Source organism: Pseudoalteromonas sp. CnMc7-15 (assembly GCF_022347925.1).
GTDB lineage: Bacteria > Pseudomonadota > Gammaproteobacteria > Enterobacterales > Alteromonadaceae > Pseudoalteromonas > Pseudoalteromonas ruthenica.
The window spans coordinates 694,508-712,773 of record NZ_JAKRFT010000002.1 but is presented as its reverse complement, the minus strand read 5'-3'; the positions used below and the strand labels follow the sequence as shown (position 1 = coordinate 712,773).

7 protein-coding genes are annotated in these 18,266 nt (G+C 45.7%); 4 read left to right on the top strand and 3 right to left on the bottom strand.

Annotated elements, in window-relative coordinates; genetic code table 11:
* Positions 1-36 precede the first annotated feature (36 nt).
* On the bottom strand, positions 37-1,545 hold the full coding sequence (locus MHM95_RS06970) for a curlin (RefSeq protein ID WP_130145952.1): 1,509 nt from the start codon (positions 1,543-1,545) through the stop codon (positions 37-39).
* A gap of 823 nt (positions 1,546-2,368) precedes the next feature.
* Between MHM95_RS06970 and MHM95_RS06965 the strand changes: the two genes are divergently transcribed.
* The 4 genes from MHM95_RS06965 to MHM95_RS06950 all read left to right on the top strand — a co-directional run bounded on the left by MHM95_RS06965 (position 2,369) and on the right by MHM95_RS06950 (position 15,123).
* The gene (locus MHM95_RS06965) at positions 2,369-4,873 is read left to right on the top strand and encodes a S8 family serine peptidase (protein WP_239384817.1); all 2,505 of its coding nucleotides are present in this window, start codon (positions 2,369-2,371) and stop codon (positions 4,871-4,873) included.
* Between the two features lie 333 nt (positions 4,874-5,206).
* Complete coding sequence (locus tag MHM95_RS06960; RefSeq protein ID WP_239384816.1) at positions 5,207-8,125, top strand: TonB-dependent receptor; 2,919 nt, start codon at positions 5,207-5,209, stop codon at positions 8,123-8,125.
* 467 nt (positions 8,126-8,592) lie between these two features.
* Positions 8,593-11,463, top strand: coding sequence for a TonB-dependent receptor (locus MHM95_RS06955; protein ID WP_239384815.1), 2,871 nt, complete (start codon positions 8,593-8,595; stop codon positions 11,461-11,463).
* A gap of 753 nt (positions 11,464-12,216) precedes the next feature.
* On the top strand, positions 12,217-15,123 hold the full coding sequence (locus MHM95_RS06950; RefSeq protein WP_045978890.1) for a TonB-dependent receptor: 2,907 nt from the start codon (positions 12,217-12,219) through the stop codon (positions 15,121-15,123).
* Between the two features lie 40 nt (positions 15,124-15,163).
* Here the strand turns inward: MHM95_RS06950 and MHM95_RS06945 are convergent, their stop codons facing one another.
* Positions 15,164-15,913, bottom strand: coding sequence for a (2Fe-2S)-binding protein (locus MHM95_RS06945; RefSeq protein WP_239384814.1), 750 nt, complete (start codon positions 15,911-15,913; stop codon positions 15,164-15,166).
* Positions 15,855-18,251, bottom strand: a complete 2,397-nt coding sequence (locus tag MHM95_RS06940; RefSeq protein WP_239384813.1) for a GNAT family N-acetyltransferase — start codon at positions 18,249-18,251, stop codon at positions 15,855-15,857. The genes MHM95_RS06945 and MHM95_RS06940 overlap by 59 nt, the downstream gene beginning before the upstream one ends.
* Positions 18,252-18,266 lie beyond the last annotated feature (15 nt).

The window sequence follows — 18,266 nt, the reverse complement described above, 5'->3', positions numbered from 1 at the left end:
CGGCTGAAAGGGAGGGTTACCCCTCCCATTAGAGCTTTACTGTTGTACAACAGTTGCAGAGTTATAGTCACCGACTTGAGTGACAGCAACGGTGTTACCAGTGCCCATAACCGAGCCTTCAACCAAGTTACCCTCACCAAGTTGACTGATAGACACAGTATTACCTTCACCTGCGACTGCGAACGCACCTTGTCCCATGCCGGCAACCATGTTCATGCCGCCTTCTTGGGCGATATCAATGCTGTGGCCACTGCCTTCTACCATGAGGTCGATAGCATTGAGCTCACCACTTTGTACCAAGTCGACTTGGTTGCTTGAGCTTTCCATCACTGAGCCCATGGTCAATACAGCTTCATTGCCCATGCCACTTTGAGTAATAGCGATATCATTATCGTTGCTGGCAATGCTTGGATCTGGGTAAGATGATTCAATAACAGCGGTGTTCATGTCACCAGATTGGGCAACTGCTACGTCGTTGTCATTACCGTTGAAGTTAACAACATGCGTGGCGTTATCGTTGCCGATTTGCATGGCATCAAACTCATTGTTGTTACCTAGCACGCCAAGATATACTTCGTTGCCACTGCCATTTTGGGTTGCGCTGAAATCGTTCTCATCGCCTAATACCTCAGCTGATGCTGCGTTATTATCACCCATTTGCATAACGTTTAGCTCGTTTCCATCACCAGAGAATAGAGCCGACTCAAAAGTATTCGCGCTGCCTTCTTGATCAATTGACAGAGCATTTTCATTGCCCTCGATAGAGACGATATCAGTGCTGTTATTCGCGCCTTCCTGCTCAACAGCGAGTTCGTTCTCATCTCCGAAAATATCGCCAATGCTGATGACGTTGGTATCGCCTAGCTGTTCACTGGCAAATTCGTTCATGCTGCCATTAATAGAAGTGACGGATAGTTGGTTCCAAAAACCATCCTGCTCTACGCTCAGTTCGTTGGCGTCACCTTGAACCGACGTAAATTGCGCTTCGTTCCATAATCCAGCTTGCTGTGCATTAACCACGTTGGCATTGCCCTGCATATCCAGGTTGTAGAACCAGTGCCCGCCGTCGCCCTGAACAACATTAATTTGGTTTGCATCGCCGCCAATCACGTTGATGGCCTCATTGTTGATGCCTAAGAAACCAGTGCCGTTTTGCTCAACCGCGATTTGGTTGTCACTGCCAGTCACTTCGCTTAATGCGCCATTCGCTTCGCCATCTTGGTTGTAAGATTGCTGGTTGTTGTCGCCTTGTGTGGTCACCAACACCACATTGCCGTTACCTATTTGCATGGCATCTGTTTGGTTACCATCACCTACCGTGGTGATCTCAGTAAGGTTGGCGTCGCCTTGTTGCAAAGAGCTGGCGCTGTTACCTAAACCCTGTACAGACGTTTGTGAAATTGTGAGCTCATTACCAACGGCGGCTGCACGCTCTACGTTAGCAAGTGCAGATGTTGACCCAGGTTTGTCTTCGCTTTGTGCGTAAGCACCTGTTGATAGGGCCATCGCGATGGCGCAGGTTAAAATAGATTTAGAAAGCTTCACGCTTATCTCCTTGTTGTTTGTTATTACTGCGACGACGTTACAAATGAAAAGGCTCATCTCAGGGTTGCCGACCTGAGCTGGGTTAATCAAAAAAGCGTGTGAACGAGCGCAGCGTTGTTGTCCTAAAAGGTGTTGGCAGTAGTAAAAGCCAACGGTCACTGGTGCGTATGGCGTCATTCCTTTGCCTTAGCGGTAAATAAGTAGCCGGGCGCTGGAATACGGAGAAGCCTAAGAGTTCGGTAAGCGTTGGGAGAGAAATAACACTCGTCACTAAGTTGCAATTACGCGCATGCATGGGAAAAACTTGCTTCCAATGCTTTGTTGAGTAATTGCAACGAGCCATATTCCCTCCTGGGTCACTGATAGTTGCATGCACAGTGCATGGATTGGTGCTGCAAGGTATCAATATTAGTAATACTCATTTTCCTACCGAGGTATTCACTCTAAGTTCACTTTGAAAGCAGATAAATTAGCAATTTTTATGGTTGGTTATTTGTTTATTAAAATCAGTGTTTTGTGTTTGTTTTTGTAGATTTTCATGGTGGAGATTAGCGGCTGCTACCAAAAAAGCATGAGAAAAAATGAGTTGAAATTGCTCGAAGTGGGATCAAAAAAAAGCATGAGAGACTCAATCTTTATGGATTAAATTTAACAAAAAAGAGTGGTTTTTAACTTTCTATTCATTTTTGTTTTGCGTGTTCCTAAAACAGTCGCTACAACAAAGAGGTTGCCACACATTGACTGCGTATGTGCTCTTTTGGAGAAGAGATACTTACTTCTGTGTACCTTCGGGCCACACAGACAACTTCTATGGAATAGATCTATGAAAACCAAACTATCTGCGCTGACTTTAGCGCTCGTTCCGGTACTTTCATTAAGCGCTCACGCGGGCGTTCACATTAAAGATACAGCTGCCACTGACAATGACGACAGCATCCTTGTGGTATTCAAACAAGGCACTTCTGCCGCAGTGCGTGCTCAAGCACGGTCTTTAGTCAAAGCAAAAATCAGCGATTTGAATGCTGATGAAGTTGATGATCGCTACAAGCATGTGCTTGGTGGTCGTCTTGCCAATTTTAAACTCGATGGCGTCAGCGCCAAACAAGCCTTGGCGGCTCTTAATAAGCACCCTGGTGTGGAATATGCCGAGCCAGATTACCAAGTAAAAGCATTAGGCGTGCCTGATGACAGCCGTTTTGACGAGTTATGGGGCCTTCATAACCTTGGGCAAACAGGTGGTACAGAGGATGCAGATATTGATGCTGTTGAAGCATGGGATATTACCACCGGCTCCGCAGATGTAATTGTCGGTGTTATCGATACTGGTGTTGATTACTCACACCCCGATCTTGCCATGAACATGTGGGTGAACCCAGGTGAAGTTGCTGGTGACGGTGTGGATAACGATGGCAACGGCTATATTGATGATGTTCACGGTATTAATGCCATCACCGGCGACGGCGATCCTATGGATGACCAAGGTCATGGCTCGCACGTCTCTGGCACCATCGGCGCATCCGGTAATAATGCTGAGGGTGTTGTCGGTGTAAATCACGAAGTATCCATCGCTGGTTGTAAGTTCCTCAGTGCTACAGGCTCGGGTTCAACATCGGATGCGATTGAGTGTATCGATTATTTCGTGGCCCTGAAAAATGACGGTCACAACATTCGTGTTACCAACAACAGTTGGGGTGGCGGCGGCTTTAGCCAAGCGCTTGCGGATGCCATTACGGCGAGCGAGAATGCCGACATTCTTTTCGTTGCCGCCGCAGGTAATGACGCGGTTGATAACGATGTTAACCCTCACTACCCATCGAGCTATGAGCATGAATCAGTGCTTTCTATTGCCAGTACAACGCACACCGATGCGATGTCAGGGTTCTCACAATGGGGTTTAACAAGTGTTGATATGGGTGCTCCAGGCAGCGCTATCCTCTCTACTGTGCCGGGGGGCGGTTATGCGTCCTACTCTGGCACCTCAATGGCCACGCCTCATGTTGCAGGCGCTGCAGCGTTAGTGCTGTCGGTGAATCCGAGCTTGAGTGCAGTAGAAGTGAAGCAATTGCTAATGAGCAGTGGCGATGCGAATGCTGACTTAGATGGAATGACCGTTGCGGGTACACGTTTAAATGTGAACCAGGCGGTGATTGATGCTGACCCTGAGCCAGGCTTTAGAATGACGGCTGCGCCCCGTAACCAAGAGATTGTTGCCGGTGACACTGCGACTTATGAGCTGAGCTTTAGTTCGGTGGCCGAGTGGCAAGGAACAATCGACCTTGCGCTCGTTGCAGGCATTGATGGCGCAAGCTTGTCGAGCAATACTGCACAGCCAGGTGATGTGGTAACGCTGAGCGTACCAACAACAGCGCAAACTCAATGGGGTGAGTATAGCTTTACCATTGATGCAACCTCGGGTGATTTAGCACAGCAAAAGTCAGTTGAGCTATACGTATTACCTCAGGGGTTAACTGAGTTTAGCTATGAAAACACCACTACTGTGGACATTCCTGATAATGACGCAACAGGTATCACGTCAGTGATCACTGTTGCAGATGACGTCACGGTGTTTGATACCAATACCTTGGTAGATATCAGCCACACTTGGATTGGCGATTTGATTGTCACGCTTACTTCGCCATCAGGCACGGTAGCTACGCTCCATAATCGCAGTGGCGGTAGTGCGGATGACATTAACGAAACCTTCAACTCAGAGGCCTTTAATGGTGAAGTGGCCACCGGTGATTGGACGCTAACGGTGTCTGATAATGTAGGTGCTGACACGGGGACATTAAACGCTTGGACCCTTAACCTTACAGGCATTGGCGAAGTAACGGCGCAGCCGCCGCAGGCAGGTTTTAGCTATGACGTTAATGACCTAAGCGTGCAGTTTACCGATGCAAGTTCTGATGTGAACGGCGATATTGTTAGCTGGATGTGGGACTTTGGTGACGGTGCCAGCAGCTCTGATGCTAGCCCTATGTATACCTACGCGGATTATGGCACGTACAGTGTAAGCCTGACTGTGACCGACAGTGAAGGTAACAGTGATACCTTAACTCAAGAAGTCACTTTAAGCGCAGATGATGTGCAACTCGAAGTGGTACGTGCTAATAAAACACGCTTAGGCTTTATGCGCGTTGAACTGGCATGGCAGGGAAGCAGCGCTGAGCAAGTGGATGTGTACCGTAATGGCGAGTTCTTAGAAAGCACTGCCAATACCGGTGGCTATCGTGACTTTGAACGCCGCGCAGACCAAACTTCTTACACCTATCAAATCTGTCAAGAAGGCGATATTTGTTCGAATGAAGTGACAGTGACTTTCGAGTAACTATAAACACGCAGTGCAAAGCACTGACGCAATGATAAAACCCCGAACTCAGTTAGTTTGGGGTTTTTTATTGACGACTAAGTCGTCGCTAGGTGAATGCATGTGTTGCAGTTACCCGAGATGAGGTAATAAGTCATACAAATTGACATAATCAGAACAAAAATTAATCCAGGTAAAGATTTATTTACATAATTATTAGTGGTGCACGAAAATAGTGCTGTTTTTTATTGTAAAAGTTGAGAATTATATGTAAAAAGTATGTTGTGAGTTACATGATTTAAACATAGTGCTTGTCATGGTTCGCTTTATAACAATAAATTCAGGGAATTAACAATGTTCAACAAATCTTCAATTAGCAAAGCTATTCAATATTCTTTGTTGCTTGGCACTGTTGCTTCGGGCACCGCGATTGCTGCGGAAGAGTCTGACCGAGTCAAAGAAGTCGAAAAAATTCAAGTTACAGGTTCTCGTATTGTAAAACCTAAACTATCTCAACCTGCCCCTATCGTGACTATCGGCGCAAAAGACATCGCTCAAGCAGGTGTACCTGACCTAGGTAGTGTTCTCGCAGAGCTTCCGGCGATAGGTTCGACAGACACTCTGATTGGTAACAACGACAGCAACGCACTAGCAGGTGTAACCTCTGCTGACTTACGTCGCCTAGGTGCAGCTCGTACTCTAACTTTGGTAAATGGCAAACGCCATGTTGCCGGTGCACCTGGTAGTGCTCAGGTGGACTTAAATACTATTCCTGCGGCGCTAATCGAACGCGTTGAGGTTATCACCGGTGGCGCATCAGCTATCTATGGTTCTGACGCAGTTTCTGGTGTTGTAAACGTTATCCTTCGTGATGACTTCGAAGGTTTCGAGTTTAATGGTTCTGTAGGTAATTCTACAGAAGGTGTTGGTACTAAAAACCACTCTTACAGCATCGTTGGCGGTGCAGAAGTGTTTGATGGCCGCGGTAACGTTACTTTCTTCGCAGGTAAAGATCGTATTCGTGAAGTAATGGCAAATGATATTCGTCAAGTTAATCACTATGGTACGGTTCAAAACCCAGAGAACACTGGCGAAGAAGATGGTATTCCAGATCAGCTAACCGTACCTAATGTAATGTCAGAGCGTATCAGTGAGAACGGTGTTATCAATCCATTTGGAGCCGCTGGTTCAATTTGGACATTTGATAATAATGGTGTGCCAGAGCTTATGCCTGAGCGCGAATTCACCAATAGCTTTGCTTTTGGTAGTTTCCCTGATGGATGCCAGTATTGCTTTAAGACTCAAGATTATGAAAATGTTTATCCTGATTTAGACAAAACAACTGTTGGCTCAACTTTCAACTTTGATTTGAGTGATAACCACTCTTTCTACAGTGACTTTAAATTTGTTCGCTCAGATATCAAGCAACAGTTCCAGCCTTCATTCCGTTTTGGTAACGTGGCTATCAATGTTCAAGATAACCCGTACCTAGATGAAACGTTGCGTCAAGACTTGCTTTCTCAAGGTACTGAAGTTGCAACATTCTCGAAATTCTTTGGCGAGCTTGGTAACCGTAGCGCTGCTAACAAGCGTGAGCTATTCCGCTTCGTAGGTGGTTTTGAAGGGTACTTCACGTTAAGTGAAACAGACTTCACTTATGACACTTATTATGTGTTTGGTCGCACAGACAACGTTCGTAATACCTTGAACGATCTTATTCCTGATAATTTTGTTGCTGCTCTGGACGCGGTAATTGATCCTGCTACAGGTGAAGTGGCATGTCGTAGCCAAGTGCCTTCTGCGCAAGGTGAAGGTTATACTGATCCAGCAAGTGTGAATGGTGGTGACTGTGCGCCATACAATCCATTTGGTTTCAACCAAGCGTCACAAGCGGCTAAAGATTGGGTAAGTGCTGATGTAACGCGTACTGACAAAATTACCCAAGAAGTTGTTGGTGGTTACGTTGCGTTTGATAGTGCAGAACTATTCGAGCTACAAGGTGGCCCAATCGGCATTGCAACCGGTTTCGAATACCGCGAAGAAACATCAGAAACCATTACTGATGAGTTCTCTAAAGCAGGATTCTTAACCACAGCGGCCACACCGGATTCATACGGTGAGTACGATGTAAGTGAAGGTTTCATCGAATTGAGCTTCCCGATCCTTGCAGGTATGTCGTTCGCTGAAGAACTGACAGTAGACGCGGCATATCGTACTGCAGACTACTCACACACTGGCTCAAGCAGCTCGTGGAAGGTCGGTCTAATGTATCAACCTTTCGATGACTTACGTATTCGCGGTACTATCGGCGAAGCAGAGCGTGCTCCGAACATTGCAGAGGCGTTCGATCCACAATCTCCAGGCTTCGGTCGCGTATCCGATCCATGTGATGCGGATAACATTGATGATAACCCGAACCGTCGTGCAAACTGTGCTGCGCTGGGTATTCCAGCTGACTTCCAAGCTAACGATAACGTGAGTGTGGATACGCTAAGTGGTGGTAATCCGGACCTTAAACCAGAGAAGTCAACTTCATTTACTGGTGGTTTAGTATGGACCCCAAGCTTTGCTGAAAACTTCTCAATGACCTTAGACTACTATGACATTGAGATTGAAGATGCGATTTCATTCATCGCAACACAAAGTATCGCAGACAACTGTGTTGATGCGGCTGGCGGTATTGATGAGGCGTTCTGTAGCCAAGTAGACCGAGATCCAGAAACGTTCGACATTGAGCTAGTTCGCTCTGGTTATCTAAATGCGGCAGCTATCACTACACGTGGTATTGACGCCGACTTTGACTATCGTACTGACTTAGCTGACTTTGATATTGACGGTGAGCTTACCTTTAACCTGTTCATTAACCACTTGATTGAACTAGAAGATTTCGAGTTCCAGAATCGTCCTGATAAAGTGAATGTCGAAAATGGTGAAGTGGGTGACCCTGAATGGCAAGGTCGTTTCACTGTTCAGTACACTTGGCAGGATCTGAACCTTACGTGGACGACACGTTACACTGACCGTTCAGCGCGCTTTGATGTATCACCAGAAGGGGATATTGAAGAGGATATTTCTCCTGCATACGTAGGCAGTATTGTTACTCACGATCTATCTGCTCGATACCAGTTAACAGATAACATGCGCGTAGACTTGGGTCTTCGTAACCTTACTGACAAACTACCTCCTGCTTATATCCAGGCAAGTGGTGGTAACGAAGCCATCTACGATGTAGTAGGTCGCCGCTTCTTCGCAAATGTTAATGTAACCTTTTAAGGTAAAGTTAAAATTAACAAAGCCCCTGCGTAGGGGCTTTTTTTGTGCCCAAAATAGCAATAGGGTGTTTTTTTGCAATTAAAGGTAATTGTAGCGAATCTCTGTAGATGTTAATTTATTCTATAAGTATCCGTTTCTTCATTATTTCTTAATTTGCAACTTGTACCTTTTGGGTTTGATGTCTCTACCCCTTATTTTTCTTGTTTTAATTCGCTTCTGTACATATTTTTTGCAATCAATCATTTTTAAAGATGTATTCTCATCATTATTTCCTTTACAAAAAATTAAATAAAGTAAAACAAAAGTAAATTGATGGTAGTGTAACCTGCTGTTAATTAAGTTAAATTTTTTGTCTAGAAAAGCTTTTATTTTTATTCCTTTGTGTTACAAAATGTTTTCAGGCTAGGCCCTTTATAGGGGTTATAGTCACATAAAAATAACGAACTTCATTTTTAATAGGGATAACTATGACTTCATTTAGCAAGTTAGCCATTGCTGTAAAATCGGCTGTGGTTTTAGGCGCAGTAGCGCACACGGGTGCTTCATGGGCAGCGGAAGAGGGCGGCCAAAACCAAGAAGTAGAACGTATTCAAGTAACAGGCTCAAAAATTAAACGTATTGGCGAGCTATCACCAACTCCGGTTACGGTGATTAGCGGTGATAATTTGGTTGACGCTGGTATTACCAATGTCGCTGACCTTTTATCTGAAATGCCTAACTCAACAGTAGGTCTGTCCCCAGAAACAACTAACAACAGTGTGTTTGCAAATGGCTTAAACAATACCGACTTACGCGGCTTAGGCACTGAGCGTACATTGGTACTTGTTAATGGTCGACGCTTTGTTGCCGGTGCGCCTGGCAGCAGTGCAGTTGATTTGAACAACATTGCAACTTCTATGATAGCCCGTGTTGAGATTTCAACAGGTGGTGCTTCTGCAGTATATGGTTCCGATGCAGTCGCGGGTGTTGTAAACATTATTACTAAAAAGTCATTCGATGGAATGGAAATCGACGCCTCTACTTCTCAACCTACGCAAGACGGCGGCGAATCATATTACACATCACTTACTTTCGGTGACGAAGGTGAGAATAGTAGCTTTATTGCTAACATTACTTACACCAAAAACGAACAATTACGAGGTGACCAGCGTGATTTCATTCGTAATGGTGTAATCAGCTTAGATCACCCAGGTAATGTCGATAACGAAGATGGCATTTCAGGGCGTACTACTTTAGATCGTGAAGGTTCTACATCATTATTTATCTACAGTAAGAATGGTGACTTCTTTGCTAACGATGGTGGCCACTACGCCTTTGGCGATGATGGCTCAATCCGTCCGTTCGCAGCGGAAGGTTTTCTTCCTGCAAGCTCAACACCAGGTAGCCGTAATACTCAATATTATACTGGCGAAGGTGATGGCTATAGCTTCTTAGAGCACAAGTATGTTCGTACGCCACTGGAACGTCTAAATGCGTCGATCAATGTAAACTACGATTTGGCTGAAGATCACTCTATGGCGTTTGAAATGACATATTCAAATACGTCAGCATATGGTGAGTCATCGCCAGCTTTCTTCTACCTAGGTGGCAATAGTACAGATAATGCATTTTTCGATGACCAAACAAAGCAGTTTTTTGCTGATCAAGGTATGGACACGTTCAATGCTTACTACCTAGCTGATTTGTTCGGTCACCGTCAGTACGACCAAAAACGTAGCCTTATTCGTGGTGCGCTAAGCTTCGAAGGCATCATCAATGACGATTGGAGCTATGACGCATATATTACCAAAGGCCATGTTCAGTCAGACACGACTTGGTATGGTGAGCTATTCGAACAACGCTTTAGAGACGCTATTGATGCAGTAGAAATTGATGGCAATATTGTGTGTGCTGAGCGTGATGCAGACGGTGAAGTGATCGGTGCCAAAGCAGGCTGTTCTCCATTGAATATTTGGGGTAAAGGCTTAGCGTCACAAGAAGCGTTAGATTATGTTGGAACCGATGCTACACGCAGAGCCTCAATTGACCAAACTGTGATTGCGGGTACGGTTTCTGGCTACATGTTTGAACTTCCTGCTGGCCCACTTGCTGCGGCTTTCTCAGCCGAGTATCGCGAAGAAAAATCATCTACTTTGCCTGATCCTGCAATGCGCGAGGGGCTTATTTTCAACAACCAATCAGATGCGCTTAAAGGTGAGTTTGACGTAACAGAGCTTGCGGCCGAATTCTCGGTTCCTGTTGTTGTTGATACATTCTTTGCTGATGAAGTGTATTTTGAATTGGCTTACCGCTACATGGATTACTCTTCAACAGGGACTGATAACGCGTGGAAGGTTGGTTTTAACTATGTACTGAACGATGAACTGCGTTTTCGTATTAACCGTTCAAAATCTGTTCGCGCACCGAGTATTTCTGAGCTTTATCAACCTGCCGCGCAGACATTCGCATCTTTTGACGACCCTTGTGAACAAGGTGAAATTGATAACGCCGGTGAATATCGCGAGAACATTGAGCGTAACTGCCGTGCAGCGGGGATCCCTGAGGGTTGGGCTCCATCTAACCTATGGAAGTCAACTAACCACCCAGGCTTTGTCGTAGGTAACACCGAATTAGATAACGAAACAGCAAACGACTGGACTATTGGCTTTATATATACTCCTGAATTTGTTGAAGATCTATCTATTACAGTGGACTACTGGGAATTCGATATCGAAGAAATGATCGTATCACCAGAAGCGCTTACTGTGGTTAATGGTTGTTATGAGTTTGAAAGCTTAGATAATCCTTACTGCGATTTGATTGAGCGTAACCCAGAAACCCTAGAAATCGATAACTTCTATCAAAAGCCAGTTAATGCGGCAACGAGCTTTATCGCTGGTACCGATGTTGAAATTAACTATGGCTTAGATACAAGCTTTGGTCAGTTTAACTTCCGATTAGTATCTACCTACTTGGACGAGCGTACTCAAAACAACACTGGTAAAGCTGAAGATGAGCGTAGTTACCAAGGCGAATATCATCGTCCTCGCTGGAAAGCTCGTTTCATGACTAACTACTACTGGGAAGATCTAACTGTTGCCCTTGCGGCAAACTATCGTCACGCCACGGTGCTTGATAGAGAGTGGACATCAGAAGATAACGACTATAACGATGTACCTTCTTACACAGAGTGGGATCTAACGGCGCGTTATCAAGTGTTGGACAATCTAGAAGTGCGTGGTGGTGTGTTAAATGTATTCGATCGCACTCCACCTCGTAACCCTGTACTGTATGATGATGGTGAGTTCTACGATCTAGACGGTCGCACTTTAACTGTGGGCTTTAACTATAAGTTCTAATGTAGATTGATAAAAAACTTGGCTCCTAGATTTCAATCTAGGAGCCTTTTTCTATCATCACCTTTCATTTAACGCTTGATAAAGGTGGAGTCAGTTTTTATCTTTTACATTTAAATGGTTTTTACAAGTCTCCTTTCTATTTTTATTCTTTTGTTTTCCCTATTTTGTTATTACCTGAGCCCAAGCCACAAGTAGACAGCTGCAAATTGAGCTGGAGCATGTTGTTAAATAGCATTCAAGACTAAGAGCTCATAGGTCAGTGAAAGCCTCGACCAAAATCATGGTGCAAGCTGTGCTGGGAGTCCTTGAAGAATGTTTAGGGAACCTCGCTATTTTAATCACTCCTTTTTAACAATCAGCATTAGAGTTTTTTGTTAATAGCGCATTTTATGTTGCCCTTTGATTTTTTATTTCATTATTTGCAACTGTTTTTTTGTTTGTGTGTGCTGTGTTTAGCAGTGAGAATTTCGCCGCAGCTATTTATTAGGAGTGTTTTCGATAAGTTGCGCCTTCTTTATGTCCCTTAAATGGCAATGGCATGATTTTAAAGGTTAAAAAATTAAACATAAATTTAAAAAAAATTACACTAGTTTGCATCTTTGCTGTTACAACTCATTGTTATTTAAGTTAAAAATTTGTCTCTTTAGGCTTCCAATTGTTTTTTTTTGTGATACTAATTGTTCCTGAACCCAGTCCTTTATATGGGTTTCATTCTTAGAAAAATAAACAACTATCAGTTTACAGGGAATAATTATGACTTCATTTAGCAAGCTTGCGCTGGCGGTCAAATCGGCCGTAGTCATTGGCGCAGTCGCTCACACAAATGCATCATTTGCAGCAGATTCTGATCGCGTACAAGAAGTAGAAAAAATCCAAGTTACGGGGTCTCGAATTGTTAAGCCTAAGCTTTCTCAACCAGCACCTATTGTTACGATTGGCGCTAAAGATATCGCTCAAGCAGGTGTGCCAGATTTAGGTAGTGTACTTGCAGAGCTACCTGCAATTGGTTCGACAGACACGCTCATTGGTAACAATGATAGTAACGAATTTGCTGGTGTTACGTCTGCGGACTTGCGTCGTTTGGGCGCTTCACGGACGTTGGTGTTAGTAAATGGCAAGCGCCACGTGGCAGGTGCGCCAGGTAGTGCACAGGTGGACCTTAACACTATCCCTTCAGCACTGATCGAGCGTGTGGAAGTGATCACCGGTGGTGCCTCTGCGATTTATGGTTCAGACGCCGTCTCTGGCGTTGTAAACATCATCCTTCGTGACGATTATGAAGGCTTTGAATTTAATGGTTCCGTAGGTAACTCTACTGAGGGTGTGGGTACTAAAAACCACTCTTTCAGTGTTACTGGTGGTGCTGAAGTGTTTGACGGCCGTGGTAACGTTACCTTTTTCGCAGGTAAGGACCGTATCGCTGAAGTAATGGCAAATGATATTCGCCAAGTCCAGCATTATGGTAGTGTTGCTAACCCAGAAGATACCGGAGAGACAGACGGCATCCCTGACCGTTTAACAGTGCCTAACGTAATGTCAGAGCTTATTAGTGAGCATGGTGTTATTTCTGCAGATGTTAACTGGACTTTCGACGAGAATGGCGTACCGGTACAAATGCCTGAACGTGTGTACTCTTCAAACGGTGCATTTGGTAGCTTCCCTGATGGGTGTCAATACTGCTTCAAGACACAAGATTATGAGAATGTTTATCCTGATTTAGATAAAACAACCGTAGCTTCGTCATTTAGCTTTGATTTCACTGATAATCACGCCTTCTACAGTGACTTTAAATTTGTTCGTTCTGATATCAAACAGCAATTCCAGCCCTCTTTCCGCTTCGGTAACGTGTCTGTAAATGTTCAAGATAACCCTTATTTAGACGAAACCTTACGCCAAGATCTTCTTTCTCAAGGGTATGAAACAATTGGCTTTTCAAAATTCTTTGGTGAGCTTGGTAACCGTAGCGCGTCGAATAAGCGAGAGCTTTTCCGTTTTGTTGGTGGCTTCGAAGGTCTATTCACTTTAAGTGAAACTGACTTCTCATACGACACTTACTATGTATTCGGGCGCACCGACAATGTGCGTAATACCTTAAACGATCTTATTCCAGATAACTTCGTTGCCGCGCTTGATTCAGTCATTGATCCGGCTACTGGCGAAGCAGCCTGTCGTAGCCAAGTGGCATCGGCGCAAGGTGATGACTACAGCGACCCTGCAAGTGTAAATGGTGGTGCTTGTGCTCCTTACAACCCATTTGGCTTCAACCAAGCGTCGCAAGCTGCAAAAGACTGGGTGAGTGCTGATGTAACACGTACTGACAAGATTACCCAAGAAGTGATTGGTGGATACATCTCTTTTGACTCTGCAGAGTTCTTCGAGTTGCAAGGTGGACCAATCGGTATCGCAACTGGCTTCGAATACCGTGAGGAGACATCGCAGACAATTACCGATGAATTTGCTAAGGCTGGTTTCCTTACCACCGCTGCCACACCTGATGCATACGGTGAGTATGATGTTACCGAAGGGTTTATTGAAGTAAGCTTACCACTTCTTTCGGGTCTATCTTTCGCGAAAGAGCTGACATTAGATGCAGCATATCGCTCAGCTGATTACTCGCACACGGGTTCAAGCGGTTCTTGGAAAGTAGGTCTACTGTATCAACCAATTGATGATCTTCGCATTCGCGGTACGTATGGCGAAGCAGAACGTGCGCCAAACATCACCGAGGCCTTTGACCCAGTTTCTCCTGGTTTCCAAAATATCTCAGACCCTTGTGATGCAGCGAACATTAACGATAACCCGAATCGTGCCGCGAACTGTGCTGCATTAGGTATTCCTGATGGCTTTGTCTCGCAGGACGCAGTGAGTGTTGATATTCTAAGTGGTGGTAACATTGATTTGAAACCAGAGCAATCAACGTCTCTAACCACAGGTATCGTTTGGACACCAAGCTTTGCTGATAATTTCTCAATGACGGTCGACTACTACGACATCGAGATTGAAGATGCAATTCAATTTATCTCAGCAGAGACGGTGGCAGAAAACTGTGTTGATGCAGCAGGCGCACCAGATAGTAACTTCTGTGCTCAGGTTGACCGTAACCCTGAAACCAACGACATTGAACTTATCCGTTCGGGCTATTTAAATGCCGCAGCAATTAAAACCAGTGGTATCGAGGCAGACTTCGATTACCGCACCGACCTTGCTGCTTTTGATGTAGATGGTGAGCTAACCTTTAACTTGTTTGTTAACCACTTACTTGAACTTGAAGAGTTCGAATTCCAAAATCGTCCTGATACCGTGGACGTAGAGGACGGCGAAGTAGGTGATCCACAATGGCAAGGTCGCTTCACTGTCCAGTATAGCTGGCAGGATTTGAACCTGACGTGGACAACTCGTTACACCGACCGTTCGGCTCGCTTCGATGTGTCACCTGAGGGAGATATTGAGGAAGATATCTCACCATCTTATGTTGGCAGCATGATCACACATGATCTATCAGCGCGTTATCAGCTAACAGATAACACCCGCGTTGATTTGGGTCTACGTAACCTAACTGATAAGTTACCACCGGCTTACATTCAAGCAAGCGGCGGTGATGAGGCAATTTACGATGTCGTAGGTCGTCGTTTCTTCGCTAACGTGAACGTTACTTTCTAATATTATTCTACCCTGCTAAAGCCCCTATCTAGGGGCTTTTTTATGCGCTTTGCTGTGCTTTGCACTTGATAGGGCAGTTCTGACAAGCCTCTTGTGCCTTGAGTTGATAGTGCAGGCAACACGTCATACGTGAGCTGTGGTATTGACCCTGTGAGTCGTGAATGGTTTGCCGAAAGCGCGGATAAAAAAGCTGTTGCCAACCTTGATGCGCTTGGTGCAGGTGCGCTTCGTTGCCGTACCCGCCAGCATGTAACAGTGCCGAAGTTAACGTGTCACTAAGCAGTCGTTGGGCTAATCCTGGGCTTAACCCCGCATACCTTGCGATGTGCTGCTGCCAACCTTGGCTTAGTGTTAACAGCTGAGTATGGCACTGCTTTCTTAATACTTGCTTATCTATGCACTTATCAACATATTGATAGGTCACTGCGCTGAGACCATAAATACTGCCACTGGCGTGCAGCTGCTGTTGCATCACGTCTAATTGAGGTACGCAGTGCAACCCTTCGACACAGGCAACACTCAGGTAAAGCGGTTGCCAGCTAAGCTGCAAAAAGCTATTAACGCTGAGATACGCTGAGCTCAGCTTCTCGGCGCGAGCGTTTAGCCGGGTCAACAACGCCTGCCATGGCTGCCGCTCAAGGTGGTTATTCGCAAACCAGATGTCACCCGGGCGCGGCTCGGCAAACGCCAACACTGAGCACTGTTGGCGTAATTGCTGCTCAATGGCTTTGTTATGCTCGTTCGCTGACATCGGCATAATCGGCAAGCGGATTGCGCAAGTCACCGGCATATTGCATGCTGCTGGCGGGGTCGGCGATATCCACCATCTGTTGGTTATTGCGCAGTTGTAAGCGGTTTAAGCAAGACAGCGGGAACGACGGCGCAAACAAATCATGTTTGGCAAACTTGTCTTGCAGCTCGGGGTGAGCCTGTTGGTATGCATGAATGCTCTTTGCCACGCAGCACCAAAATGTTGTTTCGCTCACCAGCTTGGCATCGACCATAATCGCCGCCAAATAACGGAAGAAGCAGTCAAACACATCGGTAAGAATAGACAGAACCGCCACCTCTTCAGGTACCTCAATCTTGATCCGGCTGATTTCGTCGGCGATGGCCATGTCACTATTCAATAGTGCAATCTCTTCACCGATATCCTTAATGAACACCCCAACGGGGATATGATCTTTAAAGCGTAAAATCAGGTTTTCGCCGTGGGGCATAAACACCAAATTGTATTGATAAAAGCAGTGCAACAGAGGCATCATATAGGCCTGCAGGTAATGCGCTAACCAGCGCTGTGGCGAGAGCCCAGACGCTGCAATCTTGGCGCCGATAAAGCTCTGACCCTGGGTGTCAATATGCAGTAAGCTGGCCATGGTCGCTAAGCTTTCGTCGTCATCCATATAATGGCGTGGATTTTCTCGCCACAGTGCCGCCATCATTTTTTTATAGGGGTTATCACCGAGCGCCGGGTGGGTGTAATACTGCTCGTCAAAGCCCAGAGTTGCCACCTCTCGAAGCGGTATAAAGCCGCACTGGCGCAGGTAATCGTCACCGGCAACTAAATCAAATAACCATTGGTTGATGGCAGGGGTTACTTTCATATACGCGCTGGAAAGGCCGCGCATAAAGCCCATATTGAGAATCGATAAGGCTGTTTTCACATAGCATTTATGCGGTTTTGTGATGTTATACAGGGTGCGAATGGATTGCTGCGGTAAGTATTTATCTTGGCTGTAGCCCAAGCATACTATTTGTTTTTGCGCTACGTGGTAGCTGTAAACATGCACCAGCTTATTAAACCACTGCCATGGGTGCATGGGGAATAAGTAATAGTCGTCAGGGTTTAGCCCTTGCTCGCCTAGCTGAGCATCGAAGCGTTGTCGCTCGGCGATGTCGAGCTCCTGCGCTATTAAAACCTCATAGCTATAATCGGCGGTGCTCTTAAAGGTGGTGTGGTGTTTATGACATGCAAGCCAAACAATATTAAATGCGCTGGCCGCCTCTGGCGTGTACTGGTGAAAGTCCTGAGCATTAAAGCCGATGCGGCCATTGTTGGCGATAAAGCTGGGGTGGCCTTGAGTCATCTGCGTTTCAATCACCTGAAAATCAGCCTGTGCTAGTTGGGCACTGCTGAGGCTGTTATTGCGATACTTAAATGCGAAGCCACTGAGGGTACTGGCAAGCTCCTCCAAATAGGTGCCCAGCATGGTTTGGGCAATGCCTAATTTATCATTGCACTCTAACACAAAGGCGATGGCGTCTAGGGCTTGGTGTTGCCCAAGGTGCACTTTGGTAATGCTGTGCGGGTCAACCTGCAAATGGTTGAGCGCCATGGCGTGGGCTTGGAAATGATAACTGTGTCCGCCGAGGGTGCTGAGCAAGTAGCCCTCGGCATCTTGGTCGTAGGTAAAGATACGCTCATGGTAAAATTCGCTCAGCATTTTCGCGATCAGCAAACGATTGGCGTATTGCCATGACTCATCATCCAAGTGTCGGCCACTCAGGCTCGGTGTTATGCGCTGTTTTTCTGGGCTTTGCCTTGAGCTATCAAAGCGTTCAGGCAACTGCTTGAGATAATTAAAATGCGCGCGCGTTAAAGTGCCTAGCAGCGCCGTTTTATCACCTAGCTGGATCACCTTGTGATGGCTGAACCCCGCTTTTAAATTAAGGGTATGAATTTTGTGGTTACCGGCATCCGGCTCAACCACCACGCGCTCGCAATCAAGCTCAGTAAACATAAAGTGTAAGACCGACGTCATCACCCCCAGACTAAAGCCGTGCACGGGCAAGTGCGCCGGTGCCAAAAGCAAATGCATGCCCAAGTCACCGCTTTGTAGATTTAAGTGCTGCTCAAGGTTTAGTAACTGCGGTTGATATACCTCGATAAGCGCGCTGGGTTTATCGTTGATTTCGACGATAAAAGCATGCTGCGCTGGGTCGTTATTGAGTGCTTGATAGAAGTCATTAATTTCTTCGGCAGATTGCTGCGTTGCGCCCCAAAAATGGGCTTGCGGATGATGCAACCATTGCACCAACAGGGGTAAGTCGTGTTCAAGATCCAGAGCACGAAAGGTAAGCGTGCCTAACAGTGGATGAGAGTGCGTGTATACAGTATTTTTCGTCATAATTCGTTCTCAATC